The 22908-nt window shown below is 72.2% G+C and carries 18 protein-coding genes and 1 pseudogene; 9 read left to right on the forward strand and 10 right to left on the reverse strand.

From position 1 onward, the window contains the following. Positions 1-173 precede the first annotated feature (173 nt). The 3 genes and pseudogenes from ACIGXJ_RS01055 to ACIGXJ_RS01065 all read left to right on the forward strand — a co-directional run bounded on the left by ACIGXJ_RS01055 (position 174) and on the right by ACIGXJ_RS01065 (position 1871). Positions 174-854 carry a hypothetical protein gene (locus ACIGXJ_RS01055; RefSeq protein ID WP_399639830.1) on the forward strand — a complete coding sequence of 227 codons (681 nt, stop codon included), beginning with the start codon at positions 174-176 and terminating at the stop codon, positions 852-854. Positions 855-1022: 168 nt separating this feature from the next. After that, positions 1023-1424: pseudogene (locus tag ACIGXJ_RS01060) on the forward strand (RidA family protein); the annotation flags it as partial. Positions 1425-1436: 12 nt separating this feature from the next. Beyond that, positions 1437-1871, forward strand: a complete 435-nt coding sequence (locus ACIGXJ_RS01065) for a GNAT family N-acetyltransferase (protein ID WP_399642118.1) — start codon at positions 1437-1439, stop codon at positions 1869-1871. A gap of 160 nt (positions 1872-2031) precedes the next feature. On the opposite strand, the gene ACIGXJ_RS01070 is transcribed toward ACIGXJ_RS01065, so the two are convergent. After that, positions 2032-2931, reverse strand: coding sequence for a uracil-DNA glycosylase (locus ACIGXJ_RS01070; RefSeq protein WP_399639833.1), 900 nt, complete (start codon positions 2929-2931; stop codon positions 2032-2034). Between the two features lie 41 nt (positions 2932-2972). Between ACIGXJ_RS01070 and ACIGXJ_RS01075 the strand changes: the two genes are divergently transcribed. Then, positions 2973-3542 (forward strand): RNA-binding S4 domain-containing protein, encoded by a 570-nt coding sequence (locus tag ACIGXJ_RS01075; RefSeq protein WP_399639835.1) that lies wholly within the window; start codon positions 2973-2975, stop codon positions 3540-3542. 35 nt (positions 3543-3577) lie between these two features. Here the strand turns inward: ACIGXJ_RS01075 and ACIGXJ_RS01080 are convergent, their stop codons facing one another. Together ACIGXJ_RS01080 and ACIGXJ_RS01085 are read right to left on the reverse strand one after the other, a co-directional pair. Continuing rightward, positions 3578-4051 (reverse strand): DoxX family protein, encoded by a 474-nt coding sequence (locus tag ACIGXJ_RS01080; RefSeq protein ID WP_399639837.1) that lies wholly within the window; start codon positions 4049-4051, stop codon positions 3578-3580. 126 nt (positions 4052-4177) lie between these two features. Beyond that, on the reverse strand, positions 4178-4888 hold the full coding sequence (locus ACIGXJ_RS01085) for a class I SAM-dependent methyltransferase (protein ID WP_399639840.1): 711 nt from the start codon (positions 4886-4888) through the stop codon (positions 4178-4180). Between the two features lie 200 nt (positions 4889-5088). Between ACIGXJ_RS01085 and ACIGXJ_RS01090 the strand changes: the two genes are divergently transcribed. After that, on the forward strand, positions 5089-5355 hold the full coding sequence (locus ACIGXJ_RS01090) for a DUF6343 family protein (protein ID WP_399639842.1): 267 nt from the start codon (positions 5089-5091) through the stop codon (positions 5353-5355). Positions 5356-5398: 43 nt separating this feature from the next. Here the strand turns inward: ACIGXJ_RS01090 and ACIGXJ_RS01095 are convergent, their stop codons facing one another. The 4 genes from ACIGXJ_RS01095 to rpsA all read right to left on the reverse strand — a co-directional run bounded on the left by ACIGXJ_RS01095 (position 5399) and on the right by rpsA (position 9266). Then, on the reverse strand, positions 5399-5779 hold the full coding sequence (locus ACIGXJ_RS01095) for a tetratricopeptide repeat protein (protein ID WP_399639844.1): 381 nt from the start codon (positions 5777-5779) through the stop codon (positions 5399-5401). A 101-nt stretch (positions 5780-5880) separates the two neighbouring features. Next, a complete protein-coding gene (coaE, locus tag ACIGXJ_RS01100) occupies positions 5881-6495 on the reverse strand; it encodes a dephospho-CoA kinase (protein WP_399639847.1) in 615 nt (204 codons plus the stop codon). Between the two features lie 102 nt (positions 6496-6597). Beyond that, a complete protein-coding gene (locus tag ACIGXJ_RS01105; protein WP_399639850.1) occupies positions 6598-7536 on the reverse strand; it encodes a PAC2 family protein in 939 nt (312 codons plus the stop codon). A 239-nt stretch (positions 7537-7775) separates the two neighbouring features. Further along, positions 7776-9266, reverse strand: coding sequence for a 30S ribosomal protein S1 (rpsA, locus tag ACIGXJ_RS01110; RefSeq protein ID WP_399639853.1), 1491 nt, complete (start codon positions 9264-9266; stop codon positions 7776-7778). A 320-nt stretch (positions 9267-9586) separates the two neighbouring features. Here rpsA and ACIGXJ_RS01115 point away from each other — a divergent pair, with 320 nt between their 5' ends. Both ACIGXJ_RS01115 and ACIGXJ_RS01120 read left to right on the forward strand, forming a co-directional pair. Continuing rightward, positions 9587-10459 carry a class I SAM-dependent methyltransferase gene (locus ACIGXJ_RS01115; RefSeq protein ID WP_399639856.1) on the forward strand — a complete coding sequence of 291 codons (873 nt, stop codon included), beginning with the start codon at positions 9587-9589 and terminating at the stop codon, positions 10457-10459. 58 nt (positions 10460-10517) lie between these two features. After that, the gene (locus tag ACIGXJ_RS01120) at positions 10518-13244 is read left to right on the forward strand and encodes an ATP-dependent RNA helicase (protein WP_399639859.1); all 2727 of its coding nucleotides are present in this window, start codon (positions 10518-10520) and stop codon (positions 13242-13244) included. Between the two features lie 208 nt (positions 13245-13452). Here the strand turns inward: ACIGXJ_RS01120 and ACIGXJ_RS01125 are convergent, their stop codons facing one another. Continuing rightward, positions 13453-15201, reverse strand: a complete 1749-nt coding sequence (locus ACIGXJ_RS01125) for a lytic transglycosylase domain-containing protein (RefSeq protein ID WP_399639862.1) — start codon at positions 15199-15201, stop codon at positions 13453-13455. A 374-nt stretch (positions 15202-15575) separates the two neighbouring features. Here ACIGXJ_RS01125 and ACIGXJ_RS01130 point away from each other — a divergent pair, with 374 nt between their 5' ends. Continuing rightward, positions 15576-16421: a DUF4184 family protein gene (locus tag ACIGXJ_RS01130; RefSeq protein ID WP_399639865.1), complete on the forward strand. Its 846-nt coding sequence runs from the start codon at positions 15576-15578 to the stop codon at positions 16419-16421. On the opposite strand, the gene ACIGXJ_RS01135 is transcribed toward ACIGXJ_RS01130, so the two are convergent. Then, positions 16351-16770, reverse strand: coding sequence for a hypothetical protein (locus ACIGXJ_RS01135; protein ID WP_399639868.1), 420 nt, complete (start codon positions 16768-16770; stop codon positions 16351-16353). The genes ACIGXJ_RS01130 and ACIGXJ_RS01135 overlap by 71 nt on opposite strands. A 617-nt stretch (positions 16771-17387) precedes the next feature. Then, entirely contained in the window at positions 17388-20114 is a 2727-nt protein-coding gene (polA, locus tag ACIGXJ_RS01140) for a DNA polymerase I (protein WP_399639871.1), read from the reverse strand. A gap of 453 nt (positions 20115-20567) precedes the next feature. Between polA and ACIGXJ_RS01145 the strand changes: the two genes are divergently transcribed. Further along, complete coding sequence (locus ACIGXJ_RS01145; RefSeq protein WP_399639874.1) at positions 20568-22847, forward strand: FdhF/YdeP family oxidoreductase; 2280 nt, start codon at positions 20568-20570, stop codon at positions 22845-22847. Positions 22848-22908: the final 61 nt, after the last annotated feature.

Consider the following 22908-nt stretch of genomic DNA (forward strand, 5'->3'; position numbering starts at 1 on the left):
GCGCCGCACCGCTCTCGTGCCGACGTTCCGCAAGCGGGCTTCCGCAAGCGGGCGGCTCAGCCGTCCGGCATCAGCTGCCGGCAACCACCGCCCCGGTTGTGCGTGATTGTCAGTGCCGCGCGCTATCAATGAAGTCGTCACTCAGCGTAACGGCGACGACGGGGGGAAGAGCGATGTCCACGCACGACGAGAGGCCCGAGGATCAGAACCCGGAGCGGCCGGAGCAGGCCCGGACACACCTCTCGGCAGCCGGTCTCCGGGCCCGGGGATGGACACCCGCGATGGTGCGCCAGCTGCTCGGAGAGCCGGATCTGCTGCGGTCCCACCCGCACTTCCGCTCGGCCCCGAAGACACGTCTCTACAGCATCGAGCGGGTCGAAGCCGCAGAGCGAAGCGAGGAGTTCCGGGCCGCCTCGGCGGTCGCGGCGAGACGGTCCGCTGCCGCCCGGGCCGCCGCACTGCGCAAGCGGAGGGAGGTACTGGCCCGGATCGCGGCGGAGCCCATCGAAGTCCCCCGGCTGGCCCCGGCCCGACTGGCGGCGTCGGCGGTCGAGCATCGCAATCGCCAGGACGAGGAGCGGACGTCGTGGCGCTGGGGCCATGTCGCGACTCCCGCCACGGTCGACAGTGCCGAGCCCTCCACGCTCAACCGCTGGAAGGTCGACTACCTGCGCCATCGGCTGACCCGCTACGACGACATCCTCGACGACCTCTCCGGACGCACCGGCCGCACCGCAGCCGAGGAACTGCTGCGGCGCCGGCTCTACGCCGCCATCGCGACGGCATACCCCGACCTTGCAGAGGAATGCGAACGGCAGCTTCGAGAGAGGGAGTTCGGTCCGCCGCCGGGATGACATGCCGGGGTGGACCTCCACAGCCGGCCGAGCTGACGCGCGCGCCGGTGACGGCCGCAGAGAAATAAGGATGCGGAGGTCGGGTCCCTCCTGGAGGATCGTGGGCCGGCGTGCCGAGCCGAGCACCCACACACCCGGAGGACCGACCCTCACGAGGAGCTGCCCCGCATGATCCGGCGCGTCACCGTACCCACCCTCTTCCCGCCGCCCACCTACTCCCACGCCTCCGTCGTCGAAGCGGGCACCCGGCTCGCCTTCCTCGCCGGCTCGGTGCCTCTCGACGCCGACGGCAAGCTCGTCGGGGAAGGGGACCCGGTCCGGCAGGCGGAACAGGTGATCGCGAACCTCGGAGCGCAACTGCGGGCGATCGGCAGCGACTTCTCACACGTGGTGTACACCGACGTATACGTCGTCAGCGGCGAGACCGCCGCGCTGTCAGCCGTGTGGGACGTCGTCGAGGCGTCCGGACTGAGCACCGGACCGCACTCGTCGACACTGCTCGGTGTGAACTGCCTCGGATACACCGGACAGTTGGTGGAGATCACAGCCACGGCCGTCGTCCCCGACCCGCCGGAGGTCACTCTGCGCCGCGCGGTCGCCGCCGACGCGGAGGCGGTGGCCGAGGTGTACCTGCGCTCGTACGACGCCGCCCTGCCGACGGTGGTCCGAGCCCACACCGACGACGCCGTACGCGCCTACATCCGCGACGCCGTCGTGCCCCAGCGGGAGACCTGGGTGGCGGAGGCGGACGGCGTCGTGGTGGGGCTGATGGTCCTCGCCGACGAGGAGATCTCGCAGCTGTACCTCCACCCCGACTGGCGGGGGCGGGGCATCGGCGACCGTTTCGTCACGCTCGCCAAGGAACGCGCTCCAGGAGGGCTGAGCCTGTGGACCTTCCAGGTCAACAAGCCCGCCCACCGTTTCTACGAACGCCACGGATTCCGCGCCGTCGAGCACACCGACGGCAGCGGCAACGAGGAGCGCGAGCCGGACGTACGGTACGAGTGGCGGCCCTGATCGCCGATCGCCGGCATCAGGCCGGCGCCGTCTGTCCGAGCAGCCAGTCAAGCCGCCCGTGGAAGCCGCCAGTCCAAGCCGCCCGTCCGGGCCGCCCGTCCGGGCCGCTCGTCCGAGCCGCTCGTCCGAGCCGTCTGTCTGCGCGTCCCGTTGCACCCCGTCACCGGGGCAAGCCCGCCGCCCCGGCCGCCGCGCCCAGTACCTCTCGCAGCATCTCGGGCGTCAGTCGGCCGGTGAACGTGTTGCGCTGGCTGACGTGGAAACAGCCGAACACCTCCAGGCCCTCGCCACCCTCCCCGTCCCGCAACTTCACCCGCGCGCCGTGCGCGAACGCCGGCCGCGGCCGCGCCACCGTCCAGCCCGCCTCCGCCAGCGTCGGCATCGCCGCCTGCCAGCCGAACGCCCCCAGCACCACCACCGCCCGCAACGTCGGCCTGAGCAGTCGCAGCTCCCGCACGAGCCACGGCCTGCACATGTCCCGCTCCTCCGGGGTGGGCCGGTTCGCCGGCGGAGCACAGTGCACCGGCGCGGTCACCCGCACCCCGTACAGCTCCAGCCCGTCGCCGGCCTCCACCGAGGTCGGCTGCGACGCCAGCCCGACGTCGTACAAGGCCTGATACAGCACGTCTCCCGACCGGTCCCCCGTGAACATCCGCCCCGTCCGATTCCCCCCGTGCGCCGCCGGAGCGAGCCCCACAACCAGCAGCCGAGCGTCCCCCGGCCCGAACCCCGGCACCGGCCTCCCCCAGTAGGTCCACTCCGCGAACGCCGCCCGCTTGGTCCGCGCCACCTCCTCCCGCCACTCCACCAGCCGAGGACAGGCACGACAGGCGGCGATGCGGTGGTCCAGGGCGGGGAGGTCGGCAAGGTCGGGCGGTAGCGGGTCGCGGGCCTGCGAGCGCCCGCCGACGGCGGTTCTCGCGCGGCTGCCGGGGCCTGATCCCTTCGTGGGGTCCGTGGGGTCTGTGGGGTCTGTGGGGTCTGTCGGGTCTATGGGTTCGTTGAGGTCTGTGAGGTCTGTGAGGTCTGTGCGGTCAGTGGGGCGTCGGGCGGGACTCATCTCTCCACGGTAGGACGGGTGAGGGAGTTAAGGTCGATGCCATGGCTTCCCAGGACGCGGACGACACGCAGCACACCGGTGCCGCCGACGACGGCGCCACCACCGGGCCCGACCCCAAGATCGCCGACCCGAAGATCGCCGCGGCGGTCGCCGCGGCCGAGGCGGCCGGTCCGGGCAACGGTGAGAGCGTGCGCGTCGACAGCTGGATCTGGTCCGTCCGGCTGGTCAAGACCAGGTCCGTCGGCGCCACGGCCTGCAAGGGCGGCCACGTCCGCGTCAACGGCGAGCGGGTCAAGCCCTCGCACTCCGTGCGTATCGGAGACGAGGTCCGGGTCCTGCACGAGGGCCGGGAGCGGATCGTCATCGTCAAGCGCCTGATCCGCAAGCGGGTCGGCGCCCCGGTCGCCGTCCAGTGCTACGTCGACAACAGCCCGCCCCCGCCGCCCCGCGAGGCCCTCGTCCCCGTGGGCCTCCGCGACCGCGGAGCCGGCCGCCCCACCAAGCGCGACCGCCGTGAACTGGAACGCCTCCGCAGCCTCGGCGGCCTGGGCTTCCTCCCAGGCGGCCGACCCCCGCAGGAGCGTCGGCACTCGCCTCCCGCGGATGAGTGAGCAGGACCTCTGAAAGAGGGCGGCTCTGTCATCTCTCACGCGTTGCGTCGGACCAGCCGCAGCAACTCCGCGTTGTGGCCCCGCCGCGCCCAGGCGATCAGCGCGAGCGGCACGATGAGGATGAGCGGGGTCGCCGCGTTCTCCCCGTCGAAGACGGTCATCTGGAAGACGAACGCCCCCGCCATCAGGCCACTCAGCGCCACCGCAGCCACGGACTGGAGCACCGGCACCAACAGCGCCACCGCACCGGCCAGTTCCAGCACTCCGATGCTGTACATCCCGAGGCTGCCCCACCCGATCTCGTCGAAGACCTCGGCAGCGCTCGAGTGACCGATGAGCTTGGGCAGGGCGCTCGCGACGCCGAAGAACAGCGCGAGCACGATCTGCAGGCCCCGGAGGGTGATGCGGGCCCAGCGGCTGCGAGCGCCGGCAGCGGCGGCGTTGTTGCCGGCAGCAGCGGCGTTGGTGCCGGTGCGGGGGCTGGTCATGGCTGCGGTGCTCTCGGACATGAGGTCCTCCGGTGTGCAGTGGTCCGTTCTGCGGTCACAGAGATGGACCGGCACGCCTGCCCGAACTCATCGCCCCTGGGCGGACTTTCTCCATCGCTTATCCCAACTCCGCTCCCCTGTCCTCTCCTACTCCTCCCAGGCCCTCTCCACGTCCCGCACCGCCCTCACCCATATCCCGTCCCGCGTCAGGTACTTGTCCACTCTCAGGCCGGCCTCCCCCAGCGCCTCCTCGAACTGCTCCGCGGTCAGCGGTCGGGACAGGAAGGTCTGGGTCCAGACCGCGTCCGGGAACTCGTACTCGGCGCGAACGGAGTCCACTCCGTCGCCGACCGGCTCCGAAGACAGGATCCGCACGGTGAAGCCGCGGGGGTCGACCCGCTCACGGGGCACGTTCGTGTGGTAGTCCGCCCCCTCCCGCTGGATGAGCACACAACCGCTGTCGGCGACATGCCGTGCGCAGGTACGCAGCAGGGCGCGCCGCACTTCGACATCCCCGGCGTGGACCAGGAACGAGGCCAGCATCACCACGTCGAACGTCTCGCCGAGGTCGAGGTCCTCGATGGACCCGCATCTCGTGCGCGCTCCGCGGACGCGGGCGAGCATCTCCGGTGACTCGTCGACCGCGGTGACCGTGAAACCGCGCTCCAGCAGCGGGTGGGTCATGCGGCCCACCCCGCAGCCCAGCTCCAGGATGTGCGCCCCTGCCGGGACCGCCCCGGCGATGATGTCCGGCTCGTCCCCGATCGGCAGCCGGGCGTAGAGCTCCACCGCACACCCGTCAGGGGTGATCGCACCCGGTCCCGTACCTTCGTGTCCCGCTCGTGTCTCCCGCTTCATGCCCGTTCAACGGCCCGCTCCGGTAAGACCGTTCCGCCCTCGGCGTCGTTCACTCGTTCGTGTGGGAACGCCCGGGCGAGGCAACCGTTCGAAGGTCCGCCGCGGCCGACCGGGTCGGCTCAGCCGCCTTCCAGGCTTTCAGCGGCCCTTTGGCGAACACCCGGCGCCGGAGTACGTTTCAAGCAGGAGCGATGAAAGCCATGCGTACAGGCAGTGAGCCGGTGACCGCGCGCAGTGCACTGCGGGCGCGGTTCTGGCTGAGCATCTGGGGTATCGCCTGGGCGATCTTCGGGACTGCCGCGTTCGCGCTGGCCGACCGGGTCGGCTGGGCGGTCGCCTGCGGTGTGCTGTGGCTGGTGGCCACGATCGACCTGTTCGTCGTACTCCGGCACATCCGGCAGGGTCCCCACTACCAGCCGGGTCCCGATGTCCCGCCGTACCGGCCACCGGAGAACCGCGGCCCTTGAGCGGCCGGGAGTCCGCATCCATGAGCGCCTCGAGGCCGCCCGCTCATGAGTCGAACCGCGCCGCCTTCAGGTACTGCGGGTTCGGGTCGAGCGCGGCCGCAAGGCGGAAGTGGCGCTTGGCCTGGTCGGGACGGCCCTGGCGTTCGTAGGTGCGGGCGAGCGCGAAGTGGGCGAAGGCGTTGTCCGGCTCGCGTTCCAGGACGACGGTGAACTCCAGCTCGGCGGGCCGCAGTTGCGCGGCGGCGAAGAAGGCGCGGGCCCGCAGCAGCCGGGCGGCGGTGTTCTCCGGGTGGGCGGCGATGACTCGGTCGAGCAGCTTCACGGCGCCACGAGGATCCCGTGCGGCGAGCAGTTGCTCAGCGGCACGGAAGTCGATGACGTGCGTCTCCGGAGTACGTCCGGTCGAACCGCTGGTCTCGGGCACGGCACAGTCCTTCCCACGCTGCAGCGTTCCAACGCCCGCGGCGGACAGCGCTATTCCCGGCCGTTCCCTCCGCCCCGCTGCGCCGACACCCCTCGGGGCGTCTAGGAAGAACCGGCGCGGTCGCGGGCCCGCCCCGCGAGGTCCTCCCACACCTCGTGTACCCGGCGACGGAGTTCCGGAAGCGGCACGTCGTTGTCGATGACGATGTCGGCGATCGTCCGGCGCTCTTCGCGGGTGGCCTGGGCGGCCATGCGCGCGCGGGCGTCGTCCTCGGTCATGCCGCGCAGCCGTACGAGCCTGTCGAGCTGGGTCTCCGGTGCGGCGTCGACGACGATGACGAGGTCGTACAGCGACGCCAGGCCGTTCTCGGAGAGCAGGGGCACGTCATGGACGACGACGGCGTCCGCGGGGGCGGCGTCCTCCAGCTCGCGGGAGCGGGCGCCGACCAGCGGATGGACGATACCGTTGAGCAGGGCCAGCTTGTCCGGGTTGCTGAAGACGATGGAGCCCAGCTTGGGCCGGTCCAGACTGCCGTCCTCGGCCAGCACCTCGTCGCCGAAGGCTTCGACGACGGCGGCGAGACCCGGGGTTCCGGGCGCGACGACCTCGCGCGCGATGCGGTCCGCGTCGATCAGTACGGCTCCGCACTCCACGAGCAGCCGCGACACCTCGCTCTTGCCGGCGCCGATGCCGCCGGTCAGCCCCACTGTCAGCATGAGCGGAAGCTTAGGCCCTGCCACTGACAGCCGGCCCGCCGGGACCGGCCGGCCGCCGACGGCCGCCCAGACGGCATCCCGTACCGGCCGGGGAGGCCGGCCTCAGAGGTCGCCCTCCCGCTCGGCGAGGAACTTCTCGAACTCTCGCCCGATCTCGTCCGCGGACGGGATGTCCACCGGCTCGGCGAGCATGTTGCCGCGGGTCTCGGCCCCCGCGACGGCGTCGTACTGGTGCTCAAGGCCCTGGACGAGCGCGGTGAGCTCCTCGTCGCCCTCCCGGATCTGCCGGTCGATCTCGGTCTGGGTGCGCTGCGCGTCCGTGCGCAGGGCGTGCGCGATGCCGGGCAGGACCAGTCCGGTGGCGCCCGTGATGGCCTCCAGGACGGTGAGGGCGGCGTCCGGGTAGGCCGAGCGGGCGATGTAGTGGGGGACATGGGCGGCGACGCCGAGGACGTCGTGGCCGGCCTCCATGAGCCGGTACTCGACGAGCGACTCGGCGCTGCCCGGCACCTGGGCCTCGTCGAAGGGGCTGCGGTGGCCCGGGATCAGGTCGGTGCGGTTGCCGTGCGGGGTGAGGCCGACGGGGCGGGTGTGCGGCACGCCCATGGGGATGCCGTGGAAGTTCACGGCGAGCCGGACGCCGAGCCGCTCCACGATCTGCTCGACGGCGGCTGCGAAGCGCTCCCACTCCACGTCCGGCTCGGGGCCCGACAGCAGCAGGAACGGGGCTCCGGTGGCGTCCTGGACCACGCGCACGGCGAGCGTGGGCTCCTCGTAGTCGGTCCAGCGGTCGCGTCGGAAGGTCAGCAGCGGGCGGCGGGCCCGGTAGTCCACGAGCCGGTCGTGATCGAAACGCGCCACGACCTGGTGGGGCAGCGAGTCGAGGAGCCGGTCGACGATCTGGTCGCCGGTCTCGCCCGCGTCGATGTATCCGTCGAAGTGGTAGAGCATGACAAGGCCGGCGGACTCCTGGGCGAGCGCCATGTCGACGACGGCCAGGCCCTTCGGCTCCCATGTGTACAGACTCTGCGGATCAAGCACAGTGACCGCTCCTCCTCGTGTTCACAGTGAACAACGAGGTACAAGCTGTGCTCATTCCCGAGATCAAGAACAGCGTCCCGCGAGGGGCGCGGGGAACGGCGCGATCAGCCACGAACAACGCGCGGTCGAACGATCAGGAAACGCGCGGCCGAACGATCACGGAACGGGCGAACGACGAAGGGGCCGCACCCCGAAAGGTACGGCCCCTCACATCAGCTGCTAAGCCCAGCGGCGAGCGTTCAGCTCTGGCCGCCCGCCAGCTTCTCACGCAGGGCAGCCAGCGCCTCGTCCGACGCCAGGGCGCCGGAGGTGTCGCCACCCTCGGAGGAGTACGAGCCACCGGTCGCGGCCGGAGCCGCAGCCTCGCCGCCCTCGGCCGCGGCAGCGGCGTCGGCCTCGCGGGACTTGATGACCTGCTGCTGGTGCTGCTCGAAGCGGGACTGCGCCTCGGCGTACTGGCGCTCCCACTCCTCGCGCTGCTTCTCGTAGCCCTCGAGCCAGTCGTTGGTCTCGGGGTCGAAGCCCTCGGGGTAGATGTAGTTGCCCTGGTCGTCGTACGACGCGGCCATGCCGTACAGGGTCGGGTCGAACTCGACCGACGCCGGGTCGGCACCGAAGGACTCGTTGGCCTGCTTCAGCGAGAGGCTGATGCGGCGGCGCTCGAGGTCGATGTCGATGACCTTGACGAAGATCTCGTCGTTGACCTGGACGACCTGCTCCGGGATCTCCACGTGGCGCTCGGCCAGCTCGGAGATGTGGACCAGACCCTCGATGCCCTCGTCCACGCGGACGAACGCACCGAACGGAACCAGCTTCGTGACCTTACCGGGCACGACCTGGCCGATCTGGTGGGTGCGGGCGAACTGCTGCCACGGGTCTTCCTGGGTCGCCTTCAGCGACAGGGAGACGCGCTCGCGGTCCATGTCGACGTCGAGGACCTCGACCGTGACCTCCTGGCCGACCTCGACGACCTCGGAGGGGTGGTCGATGTGCTTCCAGGACAGCTCGGAGACGTGGACCAGACCGTCGACGCCACCCAGGTCCACGAAGGCACCGAAGTTGACGATCGAGGAGACCACACCAGAGCGGACCTGACCCTTCTGGAGGGTCGTGAGGAACGTCTGGCGGACCTCGGACTGGGTCTGCTCCAGCCAGGCACGGCGGGACAGGACCACGTTGTTGCGGTTCTTGTCCAGCTCGATGATCTTGGCCTCGAGCTCCTTGCCCACGTAGGGCTGGAGGTCGCGCACGCGGCGCATCTCGACCAGGGAGGCCGGGAGGAAGCCACGGAGGCCGATGTCGAGGATGAGACCACCCTTGACGACCTCGATGACGGTACCGGTGACGATCCCGTCCTCTTCCTTGATCTTCTCGATGGTGCCCCAGGCACGCTCGTACTGGGCGCGCTTCTTCGAGAGGATCAGGCGGCCTTCCTTGTCCTCCTTCTGGAGGACGAGGGCCTCGATCTCGTCGCCGACGGCGACGACCTCGTTCGGGTCGACGTCGTGCTTGATCGAGAGCTCGCGGCTCGGGATCACACCTTCGGTCTTGTAACCGATGTCGAGCAGGACCTCGTCCCGGTCGACCTTCACGATGACGCCGTCGACGATGTCGCCGTCGTTGAAGTACTTGATCGTCTCGTCGATCGCGGCGAGGAAGGCTTCCTCGTTACCGATGTCGTTGACCGCTACCTGCGGGGTGGTGGCGGTGGTCTCGGTGCTGCTCGTCATGTGGGAAAGGGCTCCGGTACGGACATTGAAGTCGTAGGTACTGCTACGCCGGGAGCCCGTTTCGCTCTGCAGAAGCCGGACAGCCAAGGAAGCGCCCCACCTGCGAAAACCGGTGGTGCGCCTCGACAACCGAGGGGACATACAACAGATGCGAGCGCAGCCTGCTAGGTCTGAGGTGCGCAGGCCCGCAGCGCAACTTGTAGCATACGGGGGCAGCCGGGCAGGGTCAATGCGCGAAGGCGCACACCCGGGGCAGAACGCCGCATATCCGGCAGAATTCATGTCTTCTGCGGCCACGTCGGGCCCGGAGCGCCCGTCTTGTGACGCCACCGGGACGGGCTGGACGGAAGAGTACGACGAGGGAGCCGATCATCCAAGAGCCCGTTTCTTCTGAGTCCGCCGCCGAACCGGAGGCCACCCGGCGCGAGGCCGGAACGGCGGAGAGCAGCCGCGCCAACCGCGGCTGGTGGGACCGCAACGCCGACGAGTACCAGATCGAGCACGGCACCTTCCTCGGCGACGACCGCTTCGTGTGGGGCCCCGAGGGCCTCGACGAGGTGGAGGCGGAGCTGCTGGGCCCCGCGGAGGAGCTCAAGGGCAGGGACGTGCTGGAGATCGGCGCCGGCGCGGCCCAGTGCGCGCGCTGGCTGGCCGCACAGGGCGCCCGCCCCGTCGCCCTGGACCTGTCGCACCGCCAGCTGCAGCACGCGCTGCGCATCGGCGGAACGTTCCCTCTGGTGTGCGCCGACGCCGGCGCCCTGCCGTTCGCGGACGCCTCGTTCGACCTGGCGTGCTCGGCCTACGGCGCGATGCCGTTCGTCGCCGACCCCGTCCAGGTGCTGCGCGAGGTGCGTCGCGTGCTGCGGCCCGGCGGCCGTTTCGTTTTCTCGGTGACCCACCCGATCCGCTGGGCGTTCCCGGACGAGCCCGGCCCCGAGGGGCTGAGCGTGGCCTCCTCCTACTTCGACCGCACTCCTTACGTCGAGCAGGACGAGGACGGCCGCGCGGTCTACGTCGAGCACCACAGGACGCTCGGCGACCGCGTGCGCGACATCGTCGCGGCGGGCTTCCACCTGGTGGACCTCGTCGAGCCGGAGTGGCCGGCGTGGAACTCCTCCGAATGGGGCGGCTGGTCGCCCCTGCGCGGGAACCTGATCCCGGGCACGGCGATCTTCGTGTGCGAACGCGACTGACCGGACCATCGCCTGACCGTTCGTGCTCGTACGACCTCTCCCGTACGACACTGTGGTCGTGATCCGCTACGACGCCCTGGACGCGCTGCCCGTGCGCAGCGCCCTGCCCGGTCTGCACGACGCCCTGGAGGGCCACGGCACCGCCGTGCTGGAGGCACCGCCCGGCACCGGCAAGACGACGCTGGTGCCGCTGGCGCTGGCGGGGCTGCTCGGAGAGGGCCCCGCGCGGCGTGTGGTCGTGGCCGAGCCACGGCGGATCGCGGCCCGCGCGGCGGCCCGGCGGATGGCTTGGCTGCTGGGCGAGAAGCCCGGCGAGAGCATCGGCCACACCGTGCGCGGCGAGCGGGTCGTGGGGCGCCACACGCGCGTGGAGGTCGTCACGACCGGTGTCCTGTTGCAGCGGCTGCAGCGCGACCAGGAGCTGGCGGGCGTGGACGTGGTGGTGCTCGACGAGTGCCACGAGCGGCATCTGGACGCGGACACGGCGGCGGCGTTCCTGTGGGACGTGCGCGAGACGCTCCGGCCGGAGCTGCGCCTCGTGGCGGCGTCGGCGACGACGGACGCACAGGGCTGGGCGCGGCTGCTGGGCGGCGCCCCCGTGGTGGAGGCCCCGGGCGTGTCCCATCCGGTGGAGGTGGTCTGGGCGCCACCCGCGCGTGCGGTACGGCCGCCGCACGGCATGCGGGTCGATCCCGCTCTGCTGGCACATGTGGCGTCGCTGGTGCGTCGCGCGCTGGCCGAGCGGGACGGGGACGTGCTGTGCTTCCTGCCCGGCGTGGGCGAGATCGCGCGGGTCGCCGCGCAGCTCGGCGCCCCGGGGGACGTGGAGGTGCTCCAGGTGCACGGCCGGGCCCCGGCGGCCGTGCAGGACGCGGTGCTCTCGCCCGGAGCGCGGCGCAGGGTGGTGCTGGCCACGGCGGTGGCGGAATCGTCGCTGACGGTGCCCGGGGTGCGCGTGGTCGTCGATGCGGGCCTGGCGCGCGAACCGCGGGTGGATCACACGCGCGGGCTGAGCGCCCTGACGACGGTACGGGCCTCCCAGGCGGCCGCGCGGCAGCGGGCGGGCCGCGCCGGGCGTGAGGCGCCGGGCGCGGTGTACCGCTGCTGGGCGGAGGCCGAGGACGCGCGGCTGCCGAGGTTCCCGTCCCCCGAGATCAAGGTGGCCGACCTGACGGCGTTCGCCCTCCAGGCGGCTTGCTGGGGCGACCCGGAAGCGTCGGGGCTGGCGCTGCTCGACCCGCCGCCCGCCGGGGCCATGGCGGCGGCGCGGGACGCTCTGACGGCGATGGGAGCGGTGGACCCGGCGGGCCGGGCCACGGAGCGGGGGCTGCGGCTGGCCCGGCTGGGACTGCACCCCCGGCTGGGGCGGGCACTGCTGGACACCGGCGGCGCGGGCGCCGAGGCGGTGGCGCTGCTGTCCGAGGAGGCGCCGCGCGAGTACGGCGACGACCTGGCCGCCGCTCTGCGGGCCGCTCGGCGCGGCGGCGACGGGTACGCGGACAGGTGGCGGCGCGAGGTCCGGCGGCTGCGAGCTGTTGCCGGGGAGGTCGTCGACCGTTCCGGAGGGGTCTCGGACCCGCGTGCCGGGGACACCGCCTGCGGGCGGGCCGAGGGCGCTGCCGACGGTCACGCCGGAAGTCCCGGCCACGCGCGTGCCCGGGACGCTGCCGACGGTCATGACGGTGAGGCCGCCGGCTCCCGCGCCGGATCAGTCGGCCGTGGTCGCGCGGCGGAGGTCGCCCAGGGTGGCGCCGGAGCGTTTGCCGGCGGCCGTTCGGGCCAGGCCGGCCTCGGGGGCGATGTCCCCGGCGGCGAGGAGCGGCTCGCCGGGCTCGTCGCCGCGCTCGCCTTTCCCGAGCGGGTCGCCAAGCTCGACGGCGGCTCGTACGTCATGGCGTCCGGGACTCGCGCCGAACTGCCGGAAGGGTCGCCGCTGCGCGGTGCGCCCTGGCTCGCCGTCGCGGTGGCCGATCGGCCGGTCGGCAAGGGCCACGCGCGTGTGCAGCTCGCCGCCGTGATCGACGAGGACACGGCGAGGGCGGCCGCGGCGCCGCTGTACCGCGAGACCGAGGAGGTGCACTGGGCCGACGGGGACGTCGTCGCGCGCCGCGTGGAGCGGCTCGGGGCGATCGAGTGCGCGGCGCGCACCCTGCGGGACGCCGACCCCGGCCTCGTACGCGAAGCTCTGGTGACGGGGCTGCGGCAGGAGGGGTTCGGGATGCTGCGCTGGTCCCCCGACGCCGAGGTGCTGCGGCAGCGGCTGGCGTTCCTGCGGCTGCACCTGGGTGAGCCGTGGCCGGACGTCTCCGATGCCGCGCTCCACGCGCGCGTGGACGAGTGGCTGGAGCCGGAGCTGAGCCGGGCCCGCCGCCGGTCGGACCTCGCACGGATCGACGCGGGTGAGGCGCTCGGGCGGCTGCTGCCCTGGGCGAGCGGGGACGCCGCGCGCCTGGACGAGCTGGCGCCGGAGCGGATCACCGTACCGAGTGGGTCCAGGATCCGGATCGACTACCGGGACCCGGAGCGGCCGGTGCTGGCGGTGAAGTTGCAGGAGATGTTCGGGCTGCACGAGTCGCCCGCACTCGCCGGGATCCCGGTACTGGTGCATCTGCTGTCCCCCGCCGGGCGCCCGGCCGCCGTGACGGCGGACCTGGCCTCCTTCTGGCGGGACGGCTACAAGGCGGTGCGGGCCGAGCTGCGCGGCCGTTATCCGAAGCATCCCTGGCCCGAGGACCCGGCCACCGCGGAGCCGACACGGCGCACCAACGCGGCGCTCAGGCGCTGATGCGCGCCTCCACACTGTCGCTCGCGACAGCGACGAGGGTGCGCGTCCTGGGCCTGCTGGAGACCGGCTGGGAGCTGACTCGCTGTCAGGTCTCGGCGCCGGCAGCGAGGGCGCGTGGGACGAGAGCACGTCGCGCGCACGAACGAGGGCGCCCCTGCCGCCGTGACGGAAAGGGCGCCCTCGTCCATGCGGGCCGTGCGGTGGGCGGTCAGGCCGTGGGTGTCGCCGAAGGGGTCGGTGACGGGCTCGTCGACTCCTCGGCCGTCGGGGTGGGCGTCGGCGAGGAGGTGGCCTCCACCGTCAGTTCGACGGTGAGCATGGCGCCGCCGGTGGTGGTGATGCGCAGCAGGAACGTGCCGGCGGTGTCGTCCGCGTACAGCTTCGGCAGCGTCAGCAGGCCGTTCGCGTCCGTCTCCAGCTCCGTCAGCGTGCGTACGGCCTTGCCGTCGGCGTCCTTGAAGTAGGGGCCCTTGTCGTTCACGGTCGGGTCGTCGGCCGTCTTGACGAGGGTCGCGGTGGCGGCGACGCGGTCCGCGACGGCGTCCTTGTACGTCGCCTTCACCTGGACCTGTTCGGCGAACTCGCCGCCCGCCGGACAGGTCAGCGGGGTGGCGCCGACACGGGTGAGGGCGTCGGCGGCGCGGGCGGTGACCGTGGCGGTGTAGTCGACGCCCGGGAGGGAACGGCCGACGACGGTGGCGCGGACGGTGAAGGTGCCGGTCTTCTCCCCCGCGGTCAGCCGGGGCGCGACAGCGACACCGGCACTGTCGGTGACGACCGTGGCGACGCTCTCGCCGCCGGTGAAGGTGGTGTCGGTGTCGCCGGTGATCGTGAACCGGATGCGGACCTTGCCGACGGCCTGGCCGGCCTTCGTCTCCGCCCTGGTGCTGATCCTCTTGGTGAACGCCTCGCCCGCCGTCGCGGTGAGCTTCGCGGTGCCCGCGTCCTCCAGGTGGTCCACCGTGTCGGTGGGCGTGGGCTGCTGGGTGGTCGGCGGCGGCGTCGGGATCGGGGTCGGGGTCTGCGTCCCGCCACCCGGGGTGTTCGTCGGCGGCTTGGGGGACGGCTTCGGGTCCGGGCCCGCCGACGGCCGGGAGGAGGGTCGCGAGTCCGGCCGGCTGTCGCTGCGGTTGTCGGGCAGCGCGCCGGTGCCGTCCGGGATCTCGTGGGTGCCCTTGCGGTAGTACTCCAGCCACGACAGGACGGTGTTGAGGTAGTCGCGCGAGTTGTTGTAGCTGAGGATCGCGCGGTCGAGGTCGTCCTGGGTGGACAGGTCCCAGTCGAAGCGGCACAGGTAGTGGCCGGCCGCGAGGGCGGCGTCGTAGATGTTGTTGGGGTCGCGCAGGCCGTCGCCGTTGCCGTCCCGGCCCGCCCACTCCCAGGTGGAGGGGATGAACTGCATCGGGCCGACGGCCTGGTCGTAGCTCGCGTTGCCGTCGTAGGCGCCGTTGTCGGTGTCCTTGATGAGCGCGAAGCCGTTGCCGTCGAGCTGCGGGCCCAGGATCGGCGTGTACGTCGTGCCGTCGGCGTCGACACGGCCGCCGCTGGCCTGGCCGGACTCGACCTTGCCGATCGCGGCGAGCAACTGCCAGGGCAGGTTGCAGCCGGGCTTGGCCGCGTTCAGCCGGGCGGCCGCCTTCTTGTAGGCGTCCAGGACCGTCGCGGGTATGCCCGCCTCGGCGTGGCCGACGCCGGTCGGCGCACCCGACGCGCTCGGCGTGGGCGCGGGCGTCGGGCTGTTCAGCGGCGGCAGGTCCGTGTAGTACGGCGAGTTGCCGGTGGCGCTGTCGTCGGCGACGACGTCCGGTGTGGGCTGGGAGTCGGCGGTGGTCTGTCTGCCGTCGTGGTCGGTCGTCACTCCCGGAGCCTGGGACGCGGACAGTGCCGCGACCGCCGCCGCGGCCACGGCGGTCGTCGCCGCTCCCTTGCGCAGACGCCTGCCGATTTGCGCCGCCATGAAGTGAACCCCTCCCGTGGACGCCCGAGCGCCCGACTCCGCTTGTTGCTGCTCGCCACTGTTGTGACTGCCGACGCCCGGGGTCGGTTGCATCAGCGCCCGTTTTTCAGTGTTCTGTTCGTTCGCACGTCGGGTCTGTGCGTCCGATCAGCCGCACGTTCCCGCATGTGGCCCTTCGTGACCCTACGACAACTTGCCCACGACCGGGACCGGTTCACGCCCCGTTTTCACCGCTTGGCCACATGGCGTCAACCGATGTTCGGATCGTGGTGTCGGAGCAGTGCCGGCGGCCGGGGTGCTTCGTTCGCGCATACTGAACCACTCAGACGATCATCGGGGAGCAGCCCGTTCAACGCCCGTCACGGGGAGACCACTTGCCGTTCACCTTGAGCCATGCGGCGGCCGCGCTGCCCCTCGTACGCACCGACGGAACCGGCCGAGGGCCCCTGGTTCCCTCCGCCTTGGTCGCAGGAACGTTTTCGCCCGACTTGACCTATTACGCGGCGAGTGTGCTGTCGGGTGCGATGCAGTTCGGTGATGTGACGCACTCTTTCCCCGGGGTGTTCACGATCGACGTGCTCATCTCCTGGGCGCTGGTCGGACTGTGGCTGCTGGTGCGGGAACCGCTGGTGGCTCTGCTGCCCCGGAACCGGCAGCACCGCACGGCCACACTGTTGCGCTGCGGGACACCTCGCGCACGCGTCCGGCCGTCGGCGGTGGCCTGGTGGTACGCCTCCGCGGTGCTCGGCGCGCTGACGCATGTCGTGTGGGACGCCTTCACGCACCTCGACCGGTGGGGCATGAGGCTCTTTCCCGTACTGGACCGGGAGATCGCGGGCTCGCCCCTGTACTGGTATCTGCAGTACGGCGGTTCCGCGGTGGCCGCCGTACTGATCTCGGTGTTCCTGGTGCGGGCGTTGCGGCGCGCACCGGCGGCCGAGCCGGTGGGCGTCCCCCTGCTGTCCCCGCGCGACCGCTGGACGGCCGGTCTGCTGATCGGCGCCTGCGCCCTGGTCGCCGCGGCGCAGCGGGCGACGCGGTGGTGGGCCCACTGGAAGTCCGTGGCCAAGCCGTGGGAGCTCATCCCGACCCTGTGCTTCGGGGCGGGCGCAGGGCTGTTCCTGGGCGTCCTGCTGTACGCCGTCGCGGTCAGGGTGTGGCGCCCGGCCCCGGTTCCCGGCCCCACCAGCAGGGAGCCGAGCCGTCCGGTGGCCCGCTGAGCGCGGGCACGCCCACGACGAACACGGTCAGGGTGCCGGCCGGGCGGGTGCGGTGCAGCAGCGTGATCAGCAGGGCCAGATAGCCGCGGACCAGGTCGGCCCACAGCCGCCAGCGGGCCGTGCCACGGGTACGCCCCACGACGGCGAGGGTCCCTCGCAGGGGACGACATCGGCTGAGCGCGCTGACAGGCCGGCAGTGGATCAGCGTGCACCCCAGGTCCACGGCGGCGTGGCGCACGGTCTCGGCAGGGCCGAGGACGAGACGGGCGGTGCTTGCACCGACCGCGAAGGCCGGGACCGGCGCGAGCGGCGGATGCGCCGGCCGGCGGTTGAGCATGCGTATACCCATGCCCGCATCCTCAGGGCCAAGCGCCCCGGCCTGCTTTCCCGCGGGGGCCAGGCGGGTGACGGCCTTCTGGGGGGCAGGGGTGGGCGGGGCGGGAGTGCAGCGGGCTGGTGGGCGTCAGTACCGCGGGCCGGGGAGGCGGAGGCACGGCGGACGGCGGCACTGCGGGCTCGGCGGGCGGCGGCACCGCAGGCCGGGCGGGCGGCGGCACCGCAGGCCGGGCAGGCGCGGCACCGCTGCTGGGCGGGGGCGTCGACGGTGCTCTCTGACGGTCGCCGCCGGACGGACGGCCAGGGCGGGGAGTGGGGGGTGGCGTGAGACCTGAGCCGGGGGCGGGTCGTGGGGCTGACGGTCTCCTGATCCGGGGTGCGTACGCCGACCTGATGGGTGGGCACCGGGAAGCGGCGCGGGACGGCAGGAGAGCGGTCACGCCCTAACGGCGGGCGCCCGGGCCGCCTCTCGGGCCCATGGACGAGCCCTGGCAGCAGAGCCACGCCAAAGCCCGGTCGGCAAACACCCTGCGGCCCCTCGGAACCGGCCGCCAGAGCCGCGCCCTCCCCGGTCGGCTGAAGGTGCCGACCGGGGACGGACGACGCCGTCGTAGCCGCTGGTGCGGTGCGCTAGTGCGCCGCCGACTCCCAGTCCGGGCCCACGCCCACCGAGACGTCCAGGGGCGCGCGCAGGTGCACCGCGCCGGCCATTTCGCGGCGGACGAGTTCCTCGGCCGCGGCACGCTCGCCGGGGGCGATCTCCAGGACGATTTCGTCGTGCACCTGTAGGAGCATGCGCGACTTCAGGCCGGCCTCGCGCAGCGCGCGGTCCACGTTGAGCATGGCGATCTTGACGATGTCGGCGGCCGTGCCCTGGATCGGCGCGTTGAGGGCCATGCGCTCGGCGGCCTCGCGGCGCTGGCGGTTGTCGCTGTTGAGGTCGGGCAGATAGCGGCGGCGGCCGAACAGCGTGGCCGTGTAGCCGGTCGCCCGGGCCTCGTCGACGACCCGCCGCAGGTAGTCGCGCACTCCGCCGAAGCGCTCGAAGTAGGTGTCCATCAGGGCGCGCGCCTCGGCCGCCTCGATGTTCAGCTGCTGGGACAGCCCGAACGCCGACAGACCGTACGCCAGGCCGTACGACATGGCCTTGATCTTGCGGCGCATCTCCGCGTCCACCGCCGAACGCTCGACGGAGAACACCTGCGAGGCGACGGTGTTGTGCAGGTCCTCACCGGAGGTGAACGCCTCGATGAGGCCCTCGTCCTCGGACAGGTGGGCCATCACCCGCAGCTCGATCTGGCTGTAGTCCGCGGTCATCAGGGACTCGAAGCCGTCGCCGACCACGAAGCCGCGGCGGATGGCCCGGCCCTCGTCGGTGCGGACCGGGATGTTCTGCAGGTTCGGGTCCGTGGAGGACAGCCGGCCGGTGGCGGCGACCGTCTGGTTGAACGTGGTGTGGATCCGGCCGTCCGTCGCGATCGTCTTGATCAGGCCCTCGACGGTGACCCGCAGCTTCGCCTGCTCACGGTGGCGCAGCATGATCACCGGAAGCTCGTTGTCCGTCTGGCTCGCGAGCCAGGCCAGCGCGTCGGCGTCGGTGGTGTAGCCGGTCTTCGTCTTCTTCGTCCTGGGCAGGCCCAGCTCGCCGAAGAGGACCTCCTGCAGCTGCTTGGGCGAGCCCAGGTTGAACTCGTGGCCCGCGGCCGCGTGCGCCTCCTTCACCGCCTGCTGCACGGCGCCCGCGAACATCTGCTCCATCGCCTCGAGGTGGGCGCGGTCGGCCGCGATGCCGTGCCGCTCCATGCGCGCGAGCAGGGCCGAGGTCGGGAGTTCCATGTCGCGCAGGAGCTCGGCGGAGCCGACGTCCTTCAGCCGGCCCTCGAATGCCTCGCCGAGGTCCAGGATCGCGCGGGCCTGGATCATCAGCGCCTCGGCCTCGGCACCGTCGTCCGCGCCGAACGCCAGCTGGCCGTCGGCGGCGGCCGCGGGTGCCAGCTCGCGGTGCAGGTACTCCATGGACAGCGCGTCCAGGTCGAAGGAGCGGCGGCCGGGCTTGACGAGGTAGGCGGCGAGCGCGGTGTCCATGCCGACGCCGGCCACGCTCCAGCCGTGCTCGGCGAAGACGCGCATGGCGCCCTTGGCGTTGTGCAGCACCTTGGGCCGGGCCTCGTCGGCCAGCCAGGCCGCCCAGGCCCGTTCGTCGGCCTCGTCCAGCTCGGTCGGGTCGAACCAGGCGGCGGCCCCGCCGGGCGCGGCAAGGGCGACCTCGGCGACGGAGCCGGAGCCCAGCGCCCAGGTGTCGACGGTGGCCACACCGAGCACCCCGCTGCCGTGCTCCCCGAGCCAGCCGGCCAGCTCGCCGGTGCCCAGGACGGTGCCGTCCAGCTCGACGCCGTCGGCGACGACCGGGGTGGTCTCCGCTTCCTCGGCGCCCGGGTCGACGGCCAGCAGCCGCTCGCGCAGGGACGGGTTCCTGATCTCCAGGGTGTCCAGGATCATCGCGACGGCCTTGCGGTCGTACGGGGCGCGCGCGAGGTCGGCGACCGTCCTGGGCAGCTCGACGGTGCGGACCATCTCGGTGAGCCGGCGGTTGAGCTTGACGGCCTCCAGGTGGTCGCGCAGGTTCTGCCCGGCCTTGCCCTTGACCTCCTCGACGCGCTCGACCAGCTCGGCGAACGAACCGAACTGGTTGATCCACTTCGCGGCGGTCTTCTCGCCGACACCCGGGATGCCGGGCAGGTTGTCGGACGGGTCGCCGCGCAGCGCGGCGAAGTCGGGGTACTGCGCGGGCGTCAAGCCGTACTTCTCGAAAACCTTCTCCGGGGTGAAGCGGGTCAGCTCGGAGACGCCCTTGGTCGGGTACAGCACCGTGGTGTGCTCGCTGACCAGCTGGAACGAGTCGCGGTCGCCGGTGACGATCAGCACCTCGAAGCCCTCGGCCTCGGCCTGGGTGGCCAGGGTGGCGATGACGTCGTCCGCCTCGTAACCGTCGACGGCGAAGCGCGACACATGCATCGCGTCGAGCAGCTCGCCGATCAGCTCGACCTGGCCCTTGAACTCGTCCGGGGTCTTGGAGCGGTTCGCCTTGTACTCGGTGAACTCCTCCGAGCGCCAGGTCTTGCGCGACACGTCGAACGCCACGGCGAAGTGCGTGGGCGCCTCGTCGCGCAGCGTGTTGGCCAGCATCGACGCGAAGCCGTAGATCGCGTTCGTCGGCTGGCCGGTCGCGGTGGTGAAGTTCTCCGCGGGCAGCGCGAAGAACGCGCGGTAGGCCAGCGAGTGCCCGTCCATGAGCATCAGCCGCGGACGGTCGCCGCCGGAGGTCTTCTCGGTCTTCTTCGGTGCTGTCTCTGCCACGCCCCCGATCCTGCCACGCCCCACTGACACTCGGCCCCACGCCGGTGCCGGGCCGCCCCCACGGCTGGCTCTCGGCCCCACGCCGGTGCCCGCCGCCCCCACGGCTGACCCTCGGCCCCACGCCGGTGCCCGCCGCCCCCACGGCTGACCCTCGGCCCCACGCCGGTGCCCGCCGCCCCCACGGCTGACTCTCGGCCCCAGGCCGGTGCCCGCCGCCCCCACGGCTGACTCTCGGCCCCAGGCCGGTGCCCGCCGCCCCGCGAAGGCCCGCGGCCGGGCCGACGCCTGCGTGGAAGGACCCTGGGGAGGAGGGCCCCGGGGCGGAGGGCGTAGCGGAGGGCCCGTACCGAGGCCCCTGTCAGGGGAGGGGCACGCCCCGTCACTCATCACTGTCCGTGCCCCGTGCGAGGATCGGAGACGTACCTCACACACGCAGTCGAAGGAGACCGTGCGATGGCGACGAAGCCGCCGAAGGCCGACCCGGTCCAGGACGCGCCCCAGGTCGCGGAGCCGCAGCACGCGGCGGCGGGGCTGACGGCCATCGGGCACACCCTGCGCATGGCCCAGCAGCAGATGGGCGTCAAGCGGACCGCACTGACCCTGCTCAGCGTGAACCAGAAGAACGGTTTCGACTGCCCCGGCTGCGCCTGGCCCGAGCCGGACCACCGGCACAAGGCGGAGTTCTGCGAGAACGGCGCGAAGGCGGTCGCGGAGGAGGCCACCCTGCGCCGGGTCACCCCCGAGTTCTTCGCCGCGCACTCCGTGGCCGACCTCGCCGGGCGCAGCGGCTACTGGCTGGGCCAGCAGGGCCGGCTCACGCACCCCATGTACCTCCCCGAGGGCGGCGAGCACTACGAACCCGTCACCTGGGAGCGTGCCTTCGACATCGTCGCGCAGGAGATCGACGCGCTCTCCTCCCCCGACGAGGCCGTCTTCTACACGTCGGGCCGCACCAGCAACGAGGCCGCGTTCCTCTATCAGCTCTTCGCGCGCGAGCTGGGCACCAACAACCTGCCGGACTGCTCCAACATGTGCCACGAGTCCTCCGGCTCGGCGCTCAGCGAGACCATCGGCATCGGCAAGGGCAGCGTCCTGCTGGAGGACCTGTACAAGGCGGACCTGATCATCGTGGCCGGGCAGAACCCGGGCACCAACCATCCGCGCATGCTCTCGGCCCTGGAGGAGGCGAAGGCGAACGGCGCGCGGATCATCAGCGTCAACCCGCTGCCGGAGGCGGGCCTCGAGCGCTTCAAGAACCCGCAGACGGCCAAGGGCCTGACCACGGGCGCCCCGCTCACCGACCTGTTCCTGCAGATCCGCATCGGCGGCGACCAGGCCCTGTTCCGTCTGCTGAACAAGCTGATCCTGGAGACCGACGGCGCCGTCGACGAGGAGTTCGTCGGCGAGCACACGCACGGCTTCGAGGAGTTCGCGAGGACCGCGCGCGCCGCCGACTGGGACGAGACCCTCGAGGCGACCGGTCTCACGCGCGCGCAGATCGAGGAAGCCCTGCGCATGGTCCTCGCCTCCCGGCGCACCATCGTCTGCTGGGCCATGGGCCTGACGCAGCACAAGCACTCGGTGCCGACCATCCGTGAGGTGGTCAACTTCCTGCTGCTGCGCGGCAACATCGGCCGCCCGGGCGCGGGCGTGTGCCCGGTGCGCGGCCACTCCAACGTCCAGGGCGACCGCACGATGGGCATCTTCGAGCGGCCCGCCCCCGCCTTCCTGGACGCCCTGGAGAAGGAGTTCGGGTTCACGCCCCCGCGCGAGCACGGCTTCGACGTCGTACGCGCCATCCAGGCGCTGCGCGACGGTGAGGCGAAGGTCTTCTTCGCCATGGGCGGCAACTTCGTGGCCGCGTCCCCCGACACCGAGGTCACCGAGGCGGCCATGCGCCGGGCCCGGCTGACGGTGCATGTGTCGACGAAGCTGAACCGCTCGCACGCCGTCACGGGCGCGCGGGCCCTCATCCTGCCGACGCTGGGCCGCACCGAGCGCGATCTGCAGGCCGGCGGCGAGCAGTTCGTGACGGTCGAGGACTCGATGGGCATGGTGCACGCCTCGCGCGGCCGGCTCGAGCCCGCGAGCCGCCATCTGCTGTCCGAGCCGGCGATCGTGTGCCGGCTCGCGCGCCGGATCCTCGGCGAGCGGTCGAACACGCCGTGGGAGGAGTTCGAGAAGGACTACGGCACGATCCGCGACCGCATCGCGCGCGTGATCCCCGGCTTCGAGGACTTCAACGCGCGCGTGGCGCGTCCCGGCGGGTTCACGCTGCCGCACGCGCCGCGCGACGAGCGCCGTTTCCCCACGGCGACCGGCAAGGCCAACTTCACCGCCGCGCCGGTGGAGTACCCGCACCTGCCCGCGGGGCGGCTGCTGCTGCAGACGCTGCGCTCGCACGACCAGTACAACACCACCGTCTACGGCCTGGACGACCGCTACCGCGGCATCCGGGGCGGCCGCCGGGTGGTCCTGGTCAACCCGGAGGACGCACGCGCCCTCGGGCTGGCCGACGGCGTGTACGTGGACCTGGTGAGCGAGTGGAGGGACGGGGTGGAGCGCCGGGCGCCCGGCTTCCGCGTGGTGCACTACCCGACCGCGTGGGGCTGCGCCGCCGCCTACTACCCGGAGACCAACGTGCTGGTCCCCCTGGACGCCACCGCGGACACCAGCAACACCCCGGCCAGCAAGTCCGTGGTGGTCCGTCTGGAACAATCGGCCACCGACTGAGCGTTTGCTCAGCGGGGTGGGCGGTGCTGATCGACTCACCCCGGCGAGCCGCACCGGTCGG

This window comes from Streptomyces sp. NPDC053367, from assembly GCF_044545925.1.
Lineage (GTDB): Bacteria > Actinomycetota > Actinomycetes > Streptomycetales > Streptomycetaceae > Streptomyces.